Origin of the sequence: Colwellia sp. Bg11-12, assembly GCF_014076955.1 — a bacterium.
Lineage (GTDB): Bacteria > Pseudomonadota > Gammaproteobacteria > Enterobacterales > Alteromonadaceae > Colwellia_A.
Genome location: NZ_JACGUZ010000077.1, coordinates 82541 through 104420, shown reverse-complemented (window position 1 = coordinate 104420; position 21880 = coordinate 82541). Strand labels below are relative to the sequence as shown.

Annotated in this window: 16 protein-coding genes; 6 read left to right on the top strand and 10 right to left on the bottom strand. The window is 38.4% G+C overall.

Annotation, left to right across the window (positions count from 1 at the left end):
* Positions 1–49: 49 nt before the first annotated feature.
* A complete protein-coding gene (locus H4J39_RS14340) occupies positions 50–1156 on the bottom strand; it encodes an arginase family protein (protein WP_182229092.1) in 1107 nt (368 codons plus the stop codon).
* A 398-nt stretch (positions 1157–1554) separates the two neighbouring features.
* On the opposite strand from H4J39_RS14340, the gene topA reads away from it, so the two are divergent.
* The gene (gene topA, locus H4J39_RS14335) at positions 1555–4260 is read left to right on the top strand and encodes a type I DNA topoisomerase (protein ID WP_182229091.1); all 2706 of its coding nucleotides are present in this window, start codon (positions 1555–1557) and stop codon (positions 4258–4260) included.
* 115 nt (positions 4261–4375) lie between these two features.
* Complete coding sequence (locus H4J39_RS14330) at positions 4376–6451, top strand: fused MFS/spermidine synthase (protein ID WP_182229090.1); 2076 nt, start codon at positions 4376–4378, stop codon at positions 6449–6451.
* Between the two features lie 56 nt (positions 6452–6507).
* Here the strand turns inward: H4J39_RS14330 and H4J39_RS14325 are convergent, their stop codons facing one another.
* Positions 6508–6927, bottom strand: coding sequence for a VOC family protein (locus H4J39_RS14325; protein WP_182229089.1), 420 nt, complete (start codon positions 6925–6927; stop codon positions 6508–6510).
* A 277-nt stretch (positions 6928–7204) separates the two neighbouring features.
* Here H4J39_RS14325 and H4J39_RS14320 point away from each other — a divergent pair, with 277 nt between their 5' ends.
* Complete coding sequence (locus H4J39_RS14320; RefSeq protein ID WP_310649763.1) at positions 7205–7924, top strand: ABC transporter substrate-binding protein; 720 nt, start codon at positions 7205–7207, stop codon at positions 7922–7924.
* Positions 7925–7953: 29 nt separating this feature from the next.
* On the opposite strand, the gene nth is transcribed toward H4J39_RS14320, so the two are convergent.
* From nth to H4J39_RS14280, 8 genes are all read right to left on the bottom strand, one after another.
* Positions 7954–8616 (bottom strand): endonuclease III, encoded by a 663-nt coding sequence (gene nth / locus H4J39_RS14315; protein ID WP_182229088.1) that lies wholly within the window; start codon positions 8614–8616, stop codon positions 7954–7956.
* Positions 8617–8636: 20 nt separating this feature from the next.
* Positions 8637–9344, bottom strand: coding sequence for an electron transport complex subunit E (locus tag H4J39_RS14310; RefSeq protein ID WP_182182072.1), 708 nt, complete (start codon positions 9342–9344; stop codon positions 8637–8639).
* 2 nt (positions 9345–9346) lie between these two features.
* Entirely contained in the window at positions 9347–10009 is a 663-nt protein-coding gene (gene rsxG, locus H4J39_RS14305) for an electron transport complex subunit RsxG (RefSeq protein WP_182229087.1), read from the bottom strand.
* A complete protein-coding gene (rsxD, locus tag H4J39_RS14300) occupies positions 10009–11085 on the bottom strand; it encodes an electron transport complex subunit RsxD (RefSeq protein ID WP_182229086.1) in 1077 nt (358 codons plus the stop codon). The genes rsxG and rsxD overlap by 1 nt, the downstream gene beginning before the upstream one ends.
* Positions 11086–11089: 4 nt before the next feature.
* Positions 11090–13402, bottom strand: a complete 2313-nt coding sequence (gene rsxC / locus H4J39_RS14295; RefSeq protein ID WP_182229085.1) for an electron transport complex subunit RsxC — start codon at positions 13400–13402, stop codon at positions 11090–11092.
* A gap of 10 nt (positions 13403–13412) precedes the next feature.
* Positions 13413–13967 (bottom strand): electron transport complex subunit RsxB, encoded by a 555-nt coding sequence (rsxB, locus tag H4J39_RS14290; RefSeq protein ID WP_182229084.1) that lies wholly within the window; start codon positions 13965–13967, stop codon positions 13413–13415.
* An 11-nt stretch (positions 13968–13978) separates the two neighbouring features.
* A complete protein-coding gene (gene rsxA / locus H4J39_RS14285; protein WP_182182076.1) occupies positions 13979–14560 on the bottom strand; it encodes an electron transport complex subunit RsxA in 582 nt (193 codons plus the stop codon).
* 156 nt (positions 14561–14716) lie between these two features.
* Entirely contained in the window at positions 14717–16585 is a 1869-nt protein-coding gene (locus tag H4J39_RS14280; RefSeq protein ID WP_182229083.1) for an EAL domain-containing protein, read from the bottom strand.
* Positions 16586–17082: 497 nt separating this feature from the next.
* On the opposite strand from H4J39_RS14280, the gene rimP reads away from it, so the two are divergent.
* The 3 genes from rimP (at position 17083) to infB (ending at position 21829) form a co-directional block, all read left to right on the top strand.
* The gene (gene rimP / locus H4J39_RS14275; RefSeq protein WP_182229082.1) at positions 17083–17550 is read left to right on the top strand and encodes a ribosome maturation factor RimP; all 468 of its coding nucleotides are present in this window, start codon (positions 17083–17085) and stop codon (positions 17548–17550) included.
* 101 nt (positions 17551–17651) lie between these two features.
* Positions 17652–19145: a transcription termination factor NusA gene (gene nusA, locus H4J39_RS14270; protein WP_182229081.1), complete on the top strand. Its 1494-nt coding sequence runs from the start codon at positions 17652–17654 to the stop codon at positions 19143–19145.
* A gap of 20 nt (positions 19146–19165) precedes the next feature.
* Positions 19166–21829, top strand: coding sequence for a translation initiation factor IF-2 (gene infB, locus H4J39_RS14265; protein WP_182229080.1), 2664 nt, complete (start codon positions 19166–19168; stop codon positions 21827–21829).
* Positions 21830–21880 lie beyond the last annotated feature (51 nt).

Genomic DNA, 21880 nt, shown 5'->3' with positions numbered 1-21880 from the left:
TTGATAACAAATAGCTAATAAAACTTAAATAAGATTGTTAACTAAAAATCTACTTTGCCATCTCGGCTAATAAGAATGCTGATATTTCAGCGCCAGCCGCTAATGTTTTGTCTCGACTTTCTTTTCCTAAACCTGTGCTGTCGGTAAAAGGAGCAATTTCCATCATGTCGGCACCGGTAATACGGTATTTCGCCGCTAAAGCACGAAGAATAGCCATCGTTTCATTTTGAAATAAACCGTCGGGCTCTGGTGTGCCTGTCGCAGCAGCGACAGTTTCATCGAGCGCATCAATATCAAAGCTAACATAAAGCTCATCGATATTTTCATCTTGTAATTGCGCTAAAATATTTTCAATGATTTTTTCAACACCAAGCTCTTTCACTTCATGTGCCCAATGCTGTCTAACACCAAAAGTGTCTTCCCAATGAGATTTAGGACGACCGCTCGAGCGGATACCAACTTGAATCAAATGATGTTTTTCATGTAAATCATCTAAAATATGGGTACACCAAGAGCCGAAGCATAAATCGATACCTAAGCGTTCAACCAATAAATCAGTATGGGCGTCAAAATGAATAATAGCTGCACGGATACCACGTTTTTTCTTCGCTTGTAAATAAGCTTTTGTTAACGGATAGCTTACTGAGTGATCGCCGCCAATACCGAAAATACCTTTTTCAGGGAATTCAGCATAAAAATCGTGTAATACATCTTCAGTAATGGTTAATGGGCTAACCGCATAAGGGCTGTTTTCATCTTTATAAAGTGCTTTTCTACAGTTAGAAAGTGTGGCTTCATTTAAATATTTGTCATGAAGTAAATGAGGAATAACACGCACATCTCCCATGTCAAATGCTTCAAGGTCAGGATATTGTTCAAGTAAGGTTGAACGTACAAATAATGGTCCCCAGTTTGCACCACGTAAAATTCCGCCTCCACAATCAGAAGCTACACCTAAGATAACGGCATTTGATGCATCAGGAAGCTTGTTTAACGAGTCTTTCCATAAATTATCAATATCGGTCGATTGGCCAAATAATGCTTGATGTAATTGCTCTTTACGCTCTTTAGCGGTATTAACGGTAAAAACCCCGTTACCTGCAGGGCATAGACAGTTGGCAAGTTTTTCCTGTAAATTGGTCCATGAAGTTGTCATATATTAGTACTCTTGTTATTTATCCCTTTCATGCTATTTATTAATAGTAAAGGAATAGTGTTTTATATAGGTGTCTTTAGGTTTTATTTTGTGAATAATTGAATTTGATAAAGAATTCAATTATTGTCAGCGCCTAAACTTTTATTAGATTTTTATTGTGATAAGACTGAAATATTGACAGCATTATAACGAAAATAGCTTAATTAGGCGATGTTATTAAAAATAATAACTTGTCAGCTTGGTTATTTACCGATATATCTAATAGGAATTCTAATTTCAATGATTTATGGTTTAATTGCTCTAAAAATGAGTTGCTCGGCTAATTTTTAGACAGTTATAACCGAAATGTAATTATACTGGCAAAAAAAATAGCCAGTGACGTAGGAAAGTATATATATATGGCAAAATCTCTAGTTATTGTCGAATCACCAGCCAAAGCGAAGACAATTAACAAATATCTTGGTAAAGACTTTATTGTGAAATCTAGTGTTGGTCATGTTCGTGATCTTCCTCATAGCAGCACAGGTAAAAAAGTTGCTGCGAAATCCCCAGCTGAAGTCAGAAAAATGGCACCAGCAGCAAAGGCCAAATATAAAGCTAAACGTGATAAGCAAGCACTTGTTAACCGTATGGGTATTGACCCTGAAAACGATTGGGAAGCAAATTATCAAATACTTGAAGGTAAAGAAAAAGTTGTTGCTGAATTAATCAAGCTTGCCGGTTCAGCCGACACTATCTATCTCGCAACCGATTTGGATCGCGAGGGTGAAGCGATTGCCTGGCACTTAAAAGAAATTATTGGTGGCGATGAAAGTAAGTTTAAACGTGTTGTTTTTAATGAAATAACCGAAAATGCTATTCAGCAAGCTTTTTCTACCCCAGGTGAATTAAGCATGCCTGGCGTGAATGCACAACAAGCACGACGTTTTCTTGACCGCGTTGTTGGCTTTATGGTTAGCCCATTATTGTGGAAGAAAGTTGCTCGCGGTTTATCTGCCGGTCGTGTGCAGTCGGTAGCCGTAAAGTTAGTTGTTGAAAAAGAACGTGAAATTAAAGCGTTTGACCCAAAAGAATTTTGGGAAATTACCGCAGACACAAAAACAGCTTCAGGGTTAGACTTTCCATTAGATGTTACCCATGAAAATGGTAAAGCGTTTAAACCTACCAATGAAGCCGATACAAATAAAGCGTTAGCAACCTTAAAAAGTTCAGCATATACCGTTGATAAACGAGACGATAAACCGTCAAAAAGTACGCCATCTGCTCCTTTTATTACGTCGACGCTGCAACAAGCGGCGAGTACTAAATTAGGTTTTGGCGTCAAACGTACTATGGGCTTGGCACAGCGTTTATATGAAGCCGGTCATATTACTTATATGCGAACCGATTCAACCAATTTAAGTAAAGACGCTGTTGAAATGTGTCGTGGCTATATTGCGAAGAATTTTGGTGAGAATTATTTACCTGAAAAAGCAAAGGTTTATAGCAGTAAATCTGGAGCGCAAGAGGCTCATGAAGCGATTCGTCCGTCAAATGTTAAAATAGAATCTGCTTTTATGGAAGGTATCGAAGCGGATGCTAAAAAACTGTACGACCTTATTTGGCGTCAGTTTGTCGCTTGTCAAATGACGGCCGCACGCTATACCGTCAGTACAATTACTGTTGGTGCTTCAGGCTTTGATTTAAAAGCCAAAGGTCGCGTAATGCAATTTGACGGCTGGACAATAGTTCACCCGCAATTATCAAAAGGTGACGATAAGCACTTACCTGATTTGTCGGTGGGTGAAGTATTAGCCCTTGAACAATTAAACCCTGCTCAGCATTTTACTAAACCGCCCGCACGTTTTGGCGAAGCTTCATTAGTTAAAGAATTAGAAAAACGTTCAATTGGTCGTCCTTCAACGTATGCGTCAATAATCTCGACTATTCAAGACCGTGGTTATGCGCGCTTGGATAAAAAGCGCTTTTACGCTGAAAAAATGGGTGAAATTGTTACTGATAGTTTATCTGAAAGCTTCAAAGACTTAATGAACTATGATTTTACCGCCAACATGGAACAAGAGCTTGATGAAGTGGCTGAGGGTAAAACCAATTGGAAAGATGTACTTAACGGTTTTTATAAAAACTTTACCAAACAGTTAAGCCAAGCGGACATGCCAACTGAAGAAGGTGGTATGCGCAACAATGAACCGGTATTAACCGATATTGATTGCCCAACGTGTGGCCGTAAAATGGGTATCCGTACTGCTTCTACAGGAGTGTTTTTAGGTTGTTCTGGTTATGCTTTACCGCCAAAAGAGCGCTGTACGCAAACTATGAACCTTACTTCAGGTGAAGAAGCCGTTAGTGTATTAATTGAAGACCAAGAGACAGATGCCTTACGTGCAATGCACCGTTGTGATAAATGTAGTACAGCGATGGACAGTTATTTGATTGATGAAACACGCAAATTACATGTGTGTGGTAACAATCCTGTTTGTGATGGTATTGAAGTTGAAAAGGGCGAGTTTAAAATTAAGGGTTATGACGGTCCTATTTTAGAATGTGATCGTTGTGAAGCTGAAATGGAACTCAAATCAGGTCGTTTTGGTAAGTATTTTGATTGTACCAATGCTGAGTGTAAAAACACCCGTAAGTTATTAGCGAGTGGTGAAGCGGCTCCTCCAAAAGAAGACCCTGTTCAGTTACCTGAATTACCTTGTGAAAAATCGGAAGCGCATTTTGTTTTACGTGATGGCGCGGCAGGTATTTTCTTAGCAGCGAATACTTTCCCGCGCTCAAGAGAAACACGCGCACCTAAAGTCGAAGAGTTGCAACGCTTTAGAGATAGAATTTCGAGTAAATTTTATTATTTAGCCGATGCACCTGTTAAAGACCCGGATGGCAACTTAGCCGTTGTTCGTTACAGTCGTAAAACCAAAGAACAGTATGTAATGACTGAACTTGCACCCGAATCTGAAGGAGCTAAACCTAAAGCAACAGGTTGGAATGCAAAGTATGTTGATGGTAAATGGGTTGAAGAAGCAAAGAAAAAAGTAAAACCCAAAGCAAAGGCCGCCGCTAAACCGAAAGCGAAACCTAAGGCAAAAGCCAAAGCTGAATAATGTATTTAGCTGACAATAAAAAAAGCGCTATAGTAGCGCTTTTTTTATGTGTTGAGAGTAATACACATAAAAATTTATTACTGAAAAACATCTTTAATTAAGAGAAACATATTAAATGCTATATTTAGCGATTATTTTTTTAAGTGCTTTTTTATTATTTCAAGTACAGCCACTCATTGCTAAATTAATTCTGCCTTATTTTGGTGGTGGAGCAGCTGTTTGGACCGCATGCTTGCTGTTTTTTCAAGCCTTTTTATTACTGGGGTATTTCTACGCACACTGCTTGACGCACCTTAAGTCGGTAAAAAAACAGTTAAGTATTCATTTAATATTGATTGTCTGTAGTGTGTTATTTCTTCCTATTGGTATTCAAAGTTTCGGCACTTTTTCACCGTCCACTTCGCCTCTCCACAATATATTGTTGTTATTAACCATTTCAATAGGTTTACCTTATTTTATTTTGTCGTCAACGGGTCCGTTAATACAGCGATGGTTAACGTATATCGAAGTAGGGAAACTTCCTTATCAATTATATTCATTATCTAATTTAGGGTCATTGCTGGCGCTAATAAGCTTTCCTTTTCTATTTGAGCCACTTTTTTCCACAACTCAGCAATCGAATTATTGGACTTTGGGTTATGTGATCTATGCATTGATGATGGTAACTCTACTGTGGAAAATGTCGAAACTATCATTGAGTTCTCAACAGGTGCATAAGCGTGACAAAGAGGTTGAAAATCACGATAGCGCTCCATTGCTTGATAAAATTTTATGGATAGCCCTTGCTATGGTTGGGGTGATTTTATTAGTGGCAACCACGAATGCAATGACGCAAAATGTTCCACCGGTACCCTTTTTATGGATACTCCCCCTTTGTTTATACCTTCTTACTTTTATTATTAGTTTTCATAGCCCTAAATGGTATGTGCGTGAATATTGGTTTGCGCTATTTGTACTTACTGCTTGTTTGGCATTGTTGATGTATTTTATTGGATCTGGATTCGATATTATTTCACAAGTTGTTATTTATGCGAGCATTCTATTTATTGCATGTATGATTTGCCATGGTGAGTTAGCACGTTTAAAACCGCAAGTTGAACAGTTAACTTTATTTTATTTATTTATGTCACTGGGCGGATTTTTGGGGAGTGCTTTTGTCGCTTTTATTGCGCAAAATATCTTTGATCAATTCTTAGAATTCCCTTTGGCTATTATTAGTGTATTTGTCCTTTTAGCATTGAGTATTTATTCACAACAGCGAACTCGTCTTAAAAAGCAAACGTGGTTAGTAACAAGTAATATCATTTTAGCCATAAGTTTTATGGGTGGATTATTCTATTTGAATACCCTTTTTATTAAAACAAATGTAGCGAGTGAGCGTAACTTTTACGGCATTTTAAGTGTTAAAGATGTTGAAATTAACAATAAAATTCAACGTCGTTTGATTGATGGAACAACATCGCACGGCACACAATCTTTAGAAAGTGGAGAAGAGACTATTCCGCTAAGCTATTATAGAAAAAATACCGGTGTTGCTCTTGTGCTCGAACAACTCACAAAACAGAGGTTAGACGAGGGCACTGATCGAAAGATCAATGCCGGTTTTGTTGGCTTGGGTGCTGGAACTTTAGCTGCCTATGGTAATGAAGGTGACCACTATGTTTTTTATGAATTAAATCCTGCGGTTATCTTTGTAGCACAAAACTACTTTAGCTACCTAAAAGATTCTGCTGCTAACATTGAGCTGGTGCTAGGGGACGGTAGAGTGAGCTTACAGAAACAGTTAGATGATTTAGGCAGTCAGCAGTTTGATGTATTAGTGATTGACGCTTTTTCTGGTGACTCTATTCCACAGCATCTATTAACACAAGAAGCCTTATTACTGTATTTTAAGCACTTAAAGCATGATGGTGTACTGGCGATACATATTTCAAATTCACACTTAAATTTAACGCCTTTAGTGCGTGGGTTAGCGAGCGTTATAAATAAAGAAATTATTTATGTTGAAACGAATGCAAATAAAGAGAACGAACATAATGTTCAGTGGGTTTTGTTGACGAATAATCGATTGTTTTTAAATAATGCTCGAATAAAAGTCTATCGACGGGATTGGCCATCAGAAAGCGTAGATCAAAATAAAAAGGTAATTTGGACCGACGAACACAGTGATTTATTGTCTGTGCTTAAATGACAATTCCCCCCTCTTGTTAAATAATCGCGTCATCGACAAGAGGGAGACAGACAAACCTACCAGCTACCTATATTTTCCATACTTAACCAAGGCTCTTGTGGGGCTAGTGAATCGTCTTTTTGTAATAACTCAATGGATATGCCATCTGGTGATTTTACGAAAGCCATATGGCCGTCTCGTGGTGGACGATTAATAATAACCCCAGCTGCCATAAGCTTCTCGCAGGTTTTATAGATATCAGCAACCTCGAAAGCTAAATGACCAAAGTTTCTACCCGCGGTATAGTCTTCTTGAGAATCCCAGTTATGCGTCAGTTCAATCTCAGGAGCGCCAATTTCTGTGGCAAGAAATATTAATGAAAATTTTCCTTTAGGTATATCAACACGCTTTGTTTCAATGAGACCTAGCTGATTGATATAGAAATTGAGAGACTTTTCTAAGTCATGAACGCGTACCATAGTATGTAAAAATTTCATCTTGATCCTGTTTGCTTAGTTAGTGAAGCTAAATTCTTTATAGCATCAAAATATTCGTTTGATACGATATAAGAAATTATGGTTAATAATAGTAAGTGAATGCTATAAATAGAGGGTATTTTATTTATTATCATAATTAAAGTCTACTCCTCTTAATTATTTATAAACTAAAAATAAAGTGACTTTATTAGATGATTACTTTATGTTTTGTTCTATCTTGTTAACAAACTTACTACACACTGGTTACATGATAAAAATAGAACTCATAAAATATAGCGTGATATTGATCAGTTTTTTGTTCCCGCTCTTTAGTGGTGCAGCAGAAGTATCAATGGCTTTTAGTAAAGAAATTCCACCTTATATTTTTGAGAAAAATAATACAGGAATTGAAATTGACATTATTTCTGCAGCTTTGGCTTTGAAAGGTCATACACTAAAACCCCACTATTTTCCTTTAGGGCGAATTCCTTATGCTTTTACCAGTAATTTGGTCGATGCTGCTATGGGAGATATGGGTGTCGACTTAACATTACACGGAGGGTTTTATGCCAAGCCTGCTGTTATTTACAATAATGTTTTTATTACTCTGAAAAACAGAGCTATTTCAATAAAGAAACCGAGTGACTTTGATTCATTGAGAGTGGTGTCTTTTCAGGGAGCAGAAAAACGGTATCCAAAATGGCTAAAAAAAGTAAAAGATGAAAATAGATTTTATGGGGTTAGCGACCAATTAACGCAAGTTAGACTGCTCTATTATGGCCGGTACGACGTTGTGTTAAGTGACCGTTATATCTTCAAGTACTTTGCAAAAAAATTAAAACTAATGCACCTTTTAGACATGCAGGAAGTTGAAGAACACAAACTTACTGTTGATAAGCCAGCTGATTATCGACCGGTGTTTAGAGATAATAAAATACGTGACGATTTTAACGTTGGTTTACAAAAGCTAAAGGAAAGTGGTGAGTATCAAAAAATTTATGATAAGTATATAAATTGATAGTTTTTTTGAGCCTGACTTTATTAGCTCTACTCACTAGTTTTTTCTTTAAAACCACATAAATCTTCAATAATACAAGAGCCACAACGAGGGGTTCTTGCTATGCAAGTATAACGACCATGGAGGATAAACCAGTGGTGTAAATTATAAAAAAATTCAGTTTTTCTTGGCGTATTTTTAATAATATTTTTTTCTGTTTCTTCGACAGTTTTACCTTTTGCATAACCTGTACGATTTGCGAGTCGTTGAATATGGGTATCTACCGCAATAAAGTATTTTCCTTCATTATCTTTTAACTGACCAAAAGCCGTATTTAAAACAACATTAGCAGTTTTTCTGCCAACGCCGGGTAATGCTTCTAGAGCTGCTCTATCTTCAGGTACTTCACCGCCATGCAAGTCGACCAGCATTTGGCAAGTTTTTAAAGTATTGGCAGCTTTAGTATTAAACAAACCAATGGTCTTTATATAAAACTTCAAACCCTCAAGTCCTAAATCAAGAATAGCTTGAGGCGTATTAGCAACAGGGTAAAGCTTCGCTGTCGCTTTATTAACACCGACATCAGTTGACTGTGCTGAGAGTAGTACAGCAATTAACAGTTCAAAAGGTGAAGAAAAGTTAAGTTCAGTGGTTGGATGAGGGTTATTATCTCGTAAACGAGTTAATATTTCTAAACGCTGCACTTTATTCATAATTGTTTTCTTTATGATTGTTATTTTTCATCAAAATTGACACGAACACGGGAAATTTCGTGATTTTCTGTTTTAGGCTTAGCAGCCGCTACTCGATCGTCGATCGCATTTTTTAAAGCAATAAATAACCCCATCACAATGAAAGCACCAGGGGGCAGTATTGCCAGTAAGAATTGGCTATCGAGCGTATAGACTTCGATACGCAATATACTTGCCCATTCGCCGAGTAATAAAGTCGCACCATCAAACAATGTTCCTTGACCAAGTACTTCTCTTACGGCCCCTAACAACATCAGTATTAATAAAAAACCTAGGCCCATCATTAATCCGTCAAAACTTGCTTGTTTGATCGGGTTTTTAGAGGCGTATGCCTCAGCTCGACCAATAATCGCACAATTGGTGACGATCAAGGGGAGAAATATACCTAATGATTGATACAAACCAAAGGTATAGGCATTCATGAGGAGTTGTACACAGGTAACAAAAGACGCAATGATTAAAACAAAAATAGGGATCCTAATTTCTTTAGGTACCCATTTACGAATGGCCGATACGGTCGTATTTGAACAAATAAGTACAAATAAAGTTGCCAGCCCTAAACCAATGGCGTTTGTTAACGTTGAAGTGACTGCCAGTAATGGACACAATCCTAAAAGTTGTACGATACCAGGGTTGTTTTTCCATAAACCTTGCCAAGCTAATTCTTTATATTCGTCGTTAATTTTCATGACTATTTGGTTCCTTTAGCCGTTTTCTGGCTTGGGCAATTACTGGTAGCTTCAAATAGTTCACTTTGGTGTGCGTTAAAATAGCTAACGGTGTTGCGAACGGCTTTAACGACAGCACGTGGTGTGATTGTGGCACCGGTGAATTGGTCAAACATGCCACCATCTTTTTTCACTAACCAACGGCTATCATTATCATGGGCTAATTTCATGTCGGTAAAGCTGTTTATCCAATCGCTTTTCTTTTCTTCTATTTTATCGCCAAGCCCGGGAGTTTCTTGGTGCTTTAACGTTCTGACACCACTAATACTGCCATCTATATTAATGGCAATAATAAGCTCTATATTTCCGCTGTATCCGTCTGGGGCAACCGTTGTAATAGCTGCAGCGACTGCACTTTCATTTTTTCTTGCACGGTAAACTTTTTGTGGTGAAACCGTACCTAATGCAGCACTTGGCAAAATATAACAGTCTTTATAGATCACATTATTGTAGCTGTCTTTGGCGATAATACTGTTTAAGTTACGTAATAATTCTTGTTGTTGTTGCAAGATAATCTGATCTTTAGTGAGTAAGTGGACGACTGCAACAATAGCGGTACAAGCAATAGCAAATAAAGCGAGAATTTTGGCGTTTTTACTGACGGCACTAGTAAGTGAGAGGGCCATTATTCATTTCCTGATTTACTTGGTGAAATATTATGCCCGTAGGTACGAGGGCGTGTGTATTGATCGATTAATGGTGCTGCCATATTACAAATTAACACAGCAAATGCTACTCCATCAGGGTAACCGCCGTACTTTCTAATAATGAATACGAGAAAGCCTGCTAATGCGCCAAAAACGATACGCCCTTTAAAACTCGTCGCACCGGAAACGGGGTCTGTTAAGATAAAGAACGCTCCAAACATGCATGCGCCGTTAAACCAATGAAACAAGGTTGAGGCATTACTGTCTTGGCTATATAAAAAAGCGATTAATGAACATACAAATATGCTTGCTAAAAAACTGAATGGTGTTACCCAATGAATTGTCTTTTTACTTATTAAGAAGAGACCACCGAGTAGAAATCCGGCACTAACCCATTCCCAACCTACACCAAAATTTTCGCCAATAACGGGGCTTTCCATGCTTTCAGCAATCGTCATTCCCAGAGTTAGGTTTGTTTTTACTGTATCGAGCGGTGTTGCCATAGTATAACCGTCAATATGTGTTCTTAGTTGTTCAACCGAATATCCGTCAATTGTAAAGCCACTAACAATTACAGATAAGGTATCAGCAAAGTTTAAGGGCAATGCCATGAGTTCTAGCGGTGGTAGCCATGAAGTCATTTGCAAAGGAAATGAGATTAATAACATCACATAAGCGGCCATCGCAGGATTGAAAGGGTTATGTCCGAGGCCACCATAAAGTTGTTTAACAACAACAATAGCAAAGGATGCGCCAATCACAGTGATCCACCATGGCGCTATTGCGGGTAAGCTAATGCCAATTAATACCGCGGTTAGAATTGAGCTTCCATCAAATAGTTGCGCCTTTATATTCTTTTCTCGTAAAGACAACACAGTAAACTCTGCCACTAGGGCGGTAATAATGGCGAGTGAAATATGTATTAAATTCCCCCAGCCAAAAAAGTACCATTGGGCAAATACCCCTGGGATCGTTGCATAAATAACTAGACGCATTATTGCTGAAGTTTCACTTTGAACGTGATTATGTGGTGAGCTTGCTATCCAAAAGGCCATAATATTATGTCGACTCTGATTTTGGTTGTTTGTTTGTTAGATCATCGCTGGGAGTAGCGGCTAATTTTGTTTGTTGTTCAGCAAGTTTTCTTGCTTTAGCTTTGGCAACTGCGGCAGCAATTTTCGCTTTTTTATCGTCAACAGGCTTTTCGACCTGCTTTGATATGACGGTGTCGTCGTGCGTATTGTTATCCGAGACTAGTGGGGTATCATTGTTTTTCTCAGCAAGTTTTCTTGCTTTAGCTTTGGCAACTGCGGCAGCAATTTTCGATTTTTTATCGTCAACAGGCTTTTCGACCTGCTCTGATATAACGGTGTCGCCTTGCGTATTGTTATCCGAGACTAGTGGGGTATCACTGTTTTTTTCAGCAAGTTTTCTTGCTTTAGCTTTGGCAACTGCGGCAGCAATTTTCGCTTTTTTATCGTCAACAGGCTTTTCGACCTGCTTTGATATAACGGTGTCGCCTTGCGTATTGTTATCCGAGACTAGTGGGATATCATTGTTTTTCTCAGCAAGTTTTCTTGCTTTAGCTTTGGCAACTGCGGCAGCAATTTTCGATTTTTTATCATTGACAGGTTCGACTGCGCTATCATCTGCTGTATTAACCGATAGGGTTTTTTCTGTTGGTATGTTTTGCTGAGCAGCAAGTTTTTTTGCTTTTGCTCTAGCAATAGCGGCGCTTACCTGACTTTTTTGTTCTACGTCTATTGGTGGAACTGAATGGTCAGCAGTTCCGCTATCGCCAACTTGAGTTTGTTGAGCTTTCTTGGCTTTGACGCGTGCTAAAGCCTCTGCAACCGCTGACTTCTCAGTTTTTGCTTGGGGTGTACCTGAGTTCATTCGTGCTTTACGTGCTTCGGCTGCTGCCTTGTTCTTTTCTTCTCGGGCTACTTTATCTCTTGCCAGGCGCTCTTTACGCGCTTCAAATCTTACTTTTGCATGTTCTGCTTTTATATCTAATTGCTTTTGTGTACGAATTTCAGATTTTGCTACGCGATAATAGTGTACTAATGGAATTTGACTTGGACAAACATACGCACAAGCACCACATTCGATACAATCGAATAGGTTGAGTTTTTCAAGTTGTGGCTGATCTTTTGCTTTAGCGCTCCACTGTAATTCTTGTGGTAAAAGTTGGCTAGGGCAAACATCACTACATTGCCCACATCGAATACATTCAACTTCCCCTGTGCCAGTGGAATAAGGTGACGATATTTCTTGCTCACTTGGGGCGAGTACACAATTGGTTGTCTTTACCACAGGGACTTGATCTGTAGGCAGGCTGTAGCCCATCATTGGACCACCCATAATGATATGCTTTTTATTTTTATTAGCATAACCACACTGTTCAAGTAAAAAGCCTACAGGAGTACCAAGTAATGACCAGACATTTTGGGGCTTTTGTAAGGCTTGGCCACTGACCGTAACCACTCTTTTTATTAGAGGTATATCGTTTATTACGGCATCAGCAATAGCAAAACAAGTCGCAATATTATGCATTACAATACCTAACGAACTTGGCAAAACCCCAGATGGCACTTCTTGACCTGTTAATATTTGAATGAGTTGTTTTTCACCACCTGTAGGGTATTTAGTGGGTACTACACAGATTTGAATATGTTCATTATTGGCGGTTGCTTGCTGTAACACTTTTATTGCTTCGGGTTTGTTTTCTTCAATACCGATAAGAATATAATCAGGCGAAAGAATACGGTCGAGTATATTAATACCATCTAAAATTGACGGACTATGTTCACGCATTAATAAATCGTCAGCGCTAATATAAGGTTCACACTCAGCGGCATTAATAATAAGGAATTTTATCTTTTCTCGAGTACTGACCTTTACTTGAGTAGGAAAGCCGGCGCCGCCCATACCTGAAATACCAGCAGATGCAATTTTATCAATTAATTCATTATTTGTTAGTTGATTGAAATCGGTACAAATATGGCGTTCTCGCCATTTGTCTTCACCATCAGGCGTAATAAATAAGCATAATTCACTTAAACCTGAAGGATGAGCAATAACAGCATTTTTGATAGCACTAATAGTGCCACTTGTTGGTGCATGAATAGGCACAGCCATTGGGTGCGTACTGTGCGTAAGCGCTTGACCTTTTAATACCTTATCACCAATCTTTACTTGTAACTCACCAGCAATACCGATGTGCTGTTGTAATGGTAATATTAGTTGTTCAGGTATACTAACCGCTCTGATTGGCTTGTCAGTGGTTAAGAACTTTTGTTCAGGAGGGTGAATACCGCCATGAAAAGTCCAAAAGTTGCCTCGTTTTATACGTTCAATAACTGATCCCACGAATCCTCACCTAATCAAGCTGTACTACGGGTATATTATTAAGATCCCACTGCCAGTTTTGTGGCGTTTTAGCAATAGGTATCATTACTATGCAATCAACTGGGCAAGGTTCGACACATAAATCACAGCCGGTACATTCATCGGCTATTATGGTGTGCATTTGTTTGGTTGTACCTAAAATTGCGTCAACAGGGCAGGCTTGGATACATTTTGTGCAGCCGATACAATCTTCTTCAATAATAAAAGCAACTTTAGGAGAGTTATCTGTATCATGGCTCTCATCTAATGGTGGTGGTTCAACCCCCATCAAATCGGCAATTTTTTTGATGGTGTCTTCACCACCTGGAGCACATTTGTTTATTGCTTCACCATTTGCTACTGCTTCTGCATAAGGTTTACAACCAGGATAACCACATTGACCACATTGTGTTTGCGGTAATATAGCGTCAACTTGTTCGGCAAGAGGATCCCCTTCAACATGAAATTTTACCGAGGCAAAACCGAGGATAGCACCAAAGACTAATGCCATACAGCCAAGGACTAATATGGCCAAAAGAGTTGTCATTAGTACGCTCATTATAACTTCACCAATCCAGTAAAGCCCATAAAAGCAAGCGACATTAAGCCCGCTGTTATCATTGCAATAGCAGAACCTTTAAAAGGTTTAGGGATATCTGCATTAGCCAGTTTTTCGCGCATGGCTGAAAACATAATAAGGACAAGAGAAAAACCTACAGCTGCGCCAAAACCATAAACGATTGATTCAAGAAAGTTGTGTTGTTCGTATATATTTAATAAGGCGACACCTAATACCGCGCAATTAGTCGTAATGAGTGGCAAGAATATCCCCAGTAAACGGTATAAGTTGGCACTGGTTTTATGTACGACCATTTCGGTAAATTGAACAACCACGGCAATGACTAATATAAACATCATTGTCGTTAAGTATTCTAGACCCAAAGGGGCTAAAATGTAGGTGTTAACGATGTAACTGAGCAACGAAGCAATAGTCATTACAAAGGTGGTGGCAAATGACATACCGATAGCAGTTTCAGTACGAGAAGACACACCCATAAATGGGCATAAACCTAGGAACTTTACGAGTACAAAGTTATTGACTAATACTGTGCTAACTAACAGCAGTAGATAATCTGTCATTTGAGAATTAATTTTATGAGATAATTCGCACTATTATCCGACTTTATTCGTCAGATCACAACCGCTCAATAGCTTAATTTTTGTTGCATATGCAACATCTTGTTGTGGTATAAGGACAAATTTACTAAGGATTATTAATATTTTAGCTTTATTAAATTAAAGAACATCAGGTTTTCCTAAGTAAAACCCTTGGCAACCATCAATGAATAACTTTTCTAAAGTAAACTTTTCTTCTTGGCTTTCAACACTTTCAGCTAAAACCGTTATGCTAAGTCGGTGTGCAAGGTCGACCATCAATCGGATGAAATATTGATTGTTTTTATCATCATCGATATCACGTGTGTAGGAGCTATCCATTTTAATAAAATCAGGTTTAAGATCACGAAAAAACTTAAATGAGGTTAATCCAACACCAAAACGTTCAACAGTAATGCGCGAGCCGACACGATGGATCATATCGATAAAGCGTTTACTGGTTTTGATGTTTTGTTGCAGGCCATATTCGGTGATTTCAAAGATTAATTTCGAAGCAATTGTTGCTTCTTTTAATAAACGACGTTCCAGCCAGATTAAAAAATGTTCATCATGAATACTTCGAGCACTGATATTGATACCAAAAAACTGCTCGTGTAAGTTTTTTACTTTAATTTCATTGATGACTTTTTCGATAATCATTTTGTCGACAGCAACCATTTTATCGAGCTTTTCAGCCATGGCGATAAAAGAGGCGGTAGGGAGCATTTCATCACTTGAATTTAAAAATCGAGCAAGAATTTCGCCATAAACTTTATTGTTACGACTATTGGGTTTTATCTGCTGAACGAGTAATTTTACCCGTTGATTTTCTAATACACTCTCTATTTCTTGACGCCAGTTCTGGTTACCGTAATTAGCACTCGCGCTCTGTAAAATATCCGTGTTACTTTGCGAAAACCAGGAGTTTATTTGCTGAGTTTGCGCAATGCTTATACCCGTGTCTGCTAATGCGAGTAATTCACCCAATGGTTTGTCTTTATCAAAATAAACTAATCCGGTATAGCCAACTGAATCTAAGTCTGATGATTGTTGATAAGCGTTAAACTTACGTGATATTTCATTTGCTGCGTTTTCTGCTTCTTTTAAGGTAACATTTGGCAGAAGGGTTGCAAAATCTGAGCTATTGAGTCGATAAACATTGGCACCGCGATAGGTTGCCGTAACGCTTTTGATGATTTCTGCAACTTTACAAATATAATTATCACCTTCATTGTAACCGTGTATTTGATTAATTGTTTGCAGTTCAGAGCAACGGGTTATAGCTAAGACACCAAACTCAACTTGGTTCTCGTCATTAGCAAAAAATTGAATAAAACGATTACGGTTCTCTAATTTTGTCAGTGGTTCGATATAGGCTTGTTTTTCAAGTGCAGTAGTGTCATTGATATGCGACGAGATAAGCGCTTCAACCTTTTTTAATCCGGATGTTAATTCAGGAATATCAATGACTTCATCGTCAGGTTCTAGCTTATTCATCGAGATGACTTGTGCGATCCCGTGTTTAATTTTTTTATTGACGACAAAAACCAGCTGTTTAGTGTGTTTAACACTCAAGGAACAAGCAATCAAAATAATAATGAGGCTAACAAAAATTGATACAGCTGTTATTTTCAACACTAATGTTGCAGAAGTATTGCCATTGACTTGGTAACTGATAGTCGTTTTTAGTTCGCTTGTAAAAACTATTTTTTCAGGGGAAATTAAAGTGACAAGAATGTTTGAATGGGGTATTTCATGAACAAATATATCTTTGTTTTGTTTTGTTAGCGAGAATAACTGAAAATCAGCTAAATTAATCAATTTATTAACACTTTTAAATTGATCGCTTTTGTCTGAGATATCAACAACAGCGGCAATGGATTTTTGTATGTTTAGCTGTCTACTCGACAGAGAAGAAGATAAAATATAGCTCACGATTACGGCGATAAGAATATTAAAAAAAATTCCTAAAATGGCATTGCGAATTAATAATTGAGAATAGCTATACATAATATGTCGATTTACTACAAAGATTAGGCTTACTTAATTTATAGCATGCTTGATAAAAAATTACTAACTAGCTGTTATTTAGAGTGATATATTATACTAAGAGCAATGACCTACATAAGTTGAGCTTTTATTGCTTATAGTATGAATTAGGCTTGCGATTCGTCGGTAGGCGCTATATAATTAGCCTAGCTTAAATATAACAATATTTCACTGAAATTCATTTTTTAGTTTCTTATGCTTAACGCAAAGTTAAAATGCTTAAAGCAAAATTTTAAAATAATTTTATATTGTTGTATCGATTTAACGGCTTATCTTATAAGTCACTAGGTTAAATCAACATCGTGGGTCAGTGTAACAAGCCCCGCGTAATGGGGCTTTTTCGTATCTGGAACATTTTCAGCACGATAAGTTTTAAGAATTGCTGGGCTATAAGCCCTTTTTTTGTATCTGAATGTCGATACAGAAAGATAAAGTAAGATTTTATTTGGAGAAAATGATTGGCTAAGTTTGAACATAAATTGACAGACATGTTACGTCCTGCTGTTGAAGAAGTTGGCAAGGAATTATTAGGTATTGAATATATCAGTGCAGGTAATAATTCAGTATTACGTTTATTTATCGACCATGAGAATGGTATTGATGTTGATGACTGCGCAGAAGTTAGCCGTCAGGTAGGGGCTATTCTTGACGTTGAAGATCCTATCAGCAGTGAGTTTAATTTAGAAGTATCATCGCCAGGTTTAGACCGACCTTTATTCGATAAGCCACACTATGAAGCAGTGATTGGTGAAATTATCGAAGTAAAATTGTCTATACCGTTAAATGGTCGTCGTAAATTTAAAGGGTGTTTAGTTGCCGTTGAAAATGACACGTTAATCGTAACGGTTGATGGCGAAGACTATGATTTAGTGCTCGGTAATATTGTTAAGGCTAATTTGGTTTTTAATCATAATAAAAAGACTTAATCAAAAAATCATAATAATAAAATAAAAAATACGCAGTTGTTCAATTTTGTACCATAAACACAAATTGGACTGTTCAGAAACGATTAAAAAGGCTAAGTAGCATGAGTAAGGAAATATTACTGGTTGTAGATGCCGTATCTAACGAAAAAGCATTACCACGTGAAAGTATTTTTGAAGCAATGGAAACTGCTTTAGAAACAGCAACAAAGAAAAAATATGAAGGCGACATTATTGTTCGTGTTGCTATTGACCGCACTAATGGTGAATTTGATACGTTCCGACGTTGGTTAGTTGTTGCTGATGATGCAGTAGCAGAAAACCCGTTTGCAGAAATGAGCTTATCAGCAGCACAGTACGATAATGAAGAGTTACAGCTTGGCGATTACATTGAAGATCAAATTGAATCAGTTAAATTTGACCGTGTAACTACGCAAACCGCAAAGCAAGTTATTGTACAAAAAATTCGTGAAGCAGAACGTGCACTTATTGTCGAAGCTTATCAAGAACAAATCGGTGAGTTAGTTACCGGTGTTGTTAAGAAAGCTAGTCGCGATAGCATTATCATTGATTTAGGTAATAACGCAGAAGCGGTTATTTATCGTGATGATATGTTGCCTCGTGAAACATTCCGTCCAGGTGACCGTATACGTGGTTTGTTATACGAGATAAAGACAGAAACACGTGGCGCACAATTATTAGTGACTCGTTCTAAGCCAGAAATGTTGATTGAGCTTTTCCGTGTAGAAGTACCGGAAATTGGCGAAGAAATGCTAGAAATAAAAGGTGCTGCTCGCGATCCTGGCTCACGTGCCAAAATTTCAGTTAAGTCAAACGACAAACGTATTGATCCAGTCGGCGCTTGTGTCGGTATGCGTGGTTCACGTGTTCAAGCTGTCTCGACTGAACTTGGTGGTGAACGTGTAGATATCGTTTTATATGACGATAACCCAGCACAGTACGTAATCAACGCAATGGCTCCAGCTGAAGTTGCATCAATTATTGTTGATGAAGACAAAGGCACCATGGATATTGCTGTTGAAGAAGGCAACTTAGCGATGGCTATCGGCCGTAGTGGACAAAATATTCGTTTGGCTAGCCAATTGACTGGCTGGGAATTGAACGTAATGACCGTTGCTGATATGAACGAAAAACATCAAGCTGAAAACGATAAAGTTATTTCTTTATTCACAGATAACTTAGATATCGATGACGACTTTGCTAATTTATTAGCAGAAGAAGGTTTTGCTACGTTAGAAGAAATTGCTTATGTACCAGCCGCTGAAATGTTAGAAATTGACGGCATGGACGAAGAAATTGTAGACGCGCTTCGCGAACGAGCAAAAGCGGCATTAACGACACGAGCATTAGCAAGCGAAGAATCTCTTGAAAATGCTGAACCAGCCGCTGATTTATTAGCATTAGATGGTTTAGAACGTCATTTAGCCTTTGTATTAGCGAGTCGTGGTGTTATTACCCTTGAAGATTTAGCTGAACAAGGCGTTGACGAAATTGCCGATATTGAAGAATTAGATGAAACCAAAGCGGGCGAGTTAATTATGGCTGCGCGTAATATTTGTTGGTTTAACGAAGAATAATTCCCGGGAGAATATAGTAGATGTCAAACACAACTGTAGCAGAACTTGCTCAAGAAATTGGTACACCGGTGGACCGCTTAGTTAGCCAATTGGCTGATTCTGGCGTGAACAAATCCGCAACTGATTCTGTATCACAAGATGAAAAAGAAGCATTGTTAGATCACTTGAAAAAGCAACATGGTGACGACTCAACAGCCGGACCACTAAAGATGACGCTTAATCGTAAATCTAAATCAACGTTAACAATGGGACATGGCAGTAAAGCCAAGTCGGTTAATGTTGAAGTACGTAAAAAGCGCACTTATGTTAAACGTAGCGAAGTTGAAGAGCAACAACAGGCAGAAGCAGAAGCTCAAGCCAATGCAGAAGCTGAAATAGCCGCTCAAGCAGCAGCAGAAGCAAAAGCAATTGCTGATGCTAAAGAAGCTGAAAATGGCAAAGCAGTCGCAGCCGCAAAAGCAGAAGCCGAAGCTGAACGTAAAGCTCAGGCAAAAGCCGAAGCGGATGCTAAAGCTAAACAAGCTGCCGCAGCAAAAGCAAAAAATGCTGAAGAAGCGCCAGTAAAAGTTGCAGAAAGCGATGAAGCTAAAAAGATTCGTCTTGCTCAAGAAGCTGAAACAAAAGCTAAGCTTGAAGAAGAAGCTAAAGAAGCTACTGCCGCAGCTAAGAAGCTAGCAGAAGAAAATGAAGCACGCTGGAAAGAGCAAGAAGCTGAACGTAAAGCTAAAGAGAAGGAAGTTGTACATTTAACTTCTTCTAAGTACGCGCAAGAAGCTGAAGACAAAAGTGACTCAGCTGATGAAAGTGGTCGTCGCCGTAAGAAGAAAAAAGCACCTGCTGCTCGTGGCCGTAATAACGGACGTGGCAAAGGTAAAACGTTATCTTCACCTGAAAGTTTAAAGCATGGTTTTACAAAACCTGTTGAAACTAAAGTACAAGATATTCGTATTGGCGAAACGATTTCAGTAGCAGAGCTTGCCAACAAAATGGCAAAGAAAGGCGCTGAAGTTGTTAAAGCTATGTTTAAATTGGGTGCAATGGCAACCATTAACCAAGTAATTGACCAAGAAACTGCAGCACTTGTTGCAGAAGATATGGGCTTTGACGTTGTACTTGTTAAAGAAAATGCTTTGGAAGAAGCCGTACTTGCTGATCGTAGCCATACCGGTGAAGAAATTACTCGTGCACCTGTTGTTACTATTATGGGTCATGTTGATCACGGTAAAACATCACTACTTGACTATATTCGTAAAGCGAAGGTAGCAGACGGTGAAGCTGGTGGTATTACTCAGCATATTGGTGCTTATCACGTAGAAACGGGTCATGGTATGATCACGTTCTTAGATACTCCAGGTCATGCTGCCTTTACTGCAATGCGTTCTCGTGGTGCTAAAGCAACTGATATTGTTATCATTGTTGTTGCTGCAGATGATGGTGTTATGCCACAGACTGTTGAAGCTATTCAACATGCTAAAGCTTCTGAAGTGCCTATTATCATTGCTGTAAACAAGATGGATAAAGAAGGTGTTGATATCGAACGTGTTAAGAGTGAGTTATCTCAACACGGTGTTTTATCTGAAGAGTGGGGCGGTGAAGTTCAATTCTGTCATGTTTCAGCTAAAACAGGTTTAGGCATCGACGAATTACTTGATTCAATATTACTACAATCTGAAGTATTAGAATTAACAGCTGTTGTCGACAAAATGGCAAGCGGTGTTGTTATTGAGTCTAAATTAGATAAAGGCCGTGGTCCAGTAGCAACGGTGTTGGTACAAGAAGGTACGTTAAAGCAAGGTGATATCGTACTTTGTGGTTTAGAATATGGCCGTGTTCGTGCAATGCGCGATGAAAATGGTAAAGATATTCAATCTGCGGGTCCATCTATTCCTGTTGAAATTATCGGCTTAAGTGGTGTTCCACAATCTGGTGACGAGGCGACTGTTGTTAAAGATGAAAAGAAAGCACGTGAAGTTGCTTTATTCCGTCAAGGTAAATTCCGTGATGTGAAACTTGCTCGTCAACAAAAAGCCAAACTTGAAAATATGTTTGCAAGTATGGCTGAAGGCGAAATTTCAGAAGTTAACGTTGTGATTAAGTCAGATGTTCAAGGTTCACTTGAAGCGATTAGTGACTCATTACTTAAGTTATCTACTGATGAAGTTAAAGTAAGAATTATTGGTTCAGGTGTTGGTGCTATTACTGAAACTGATGCAACGTTAGCGGCGGCTTCTAATGCCATTGTTGTTGGTTTCAATGTTCGTGCCGATGCATCTGCACGTAAAGTGATTGAATCTGAGAACATCGATTTACGTTACTACAGTGTTATTTACGCATTAATCGATGAAGTTAAACAAGCCATGAGCGGCATGTTAGCGCCAGAATTCAGACAAGAAATCATTGGTCTTGCACAAGTACGTGACGTGTTTAAGTCACCTAAAATTGGTGCGATCGCTGGTTGTATGGTTACTGAAGGTCTTATTAAACGTAGCGCACCAATTCGTGTATTACGTGACTTGGTTGTTATATACGAAGGTGAACTTGAATCACTTCGTCGATTCAAAGATGATGTACCAGAAGTTCGTAACGGTACTGAATGTGGTATCGGTGTTAAGAACTACAACGATGTCCGTGTTGGTGACCAAATTGAAGTATTCGAAACAATAGAAATTAAGCGTACGCTGTAACACTAAATTTTTGCTAATGGGTTGATTCCATATTTATCCATTAGCGTTAAT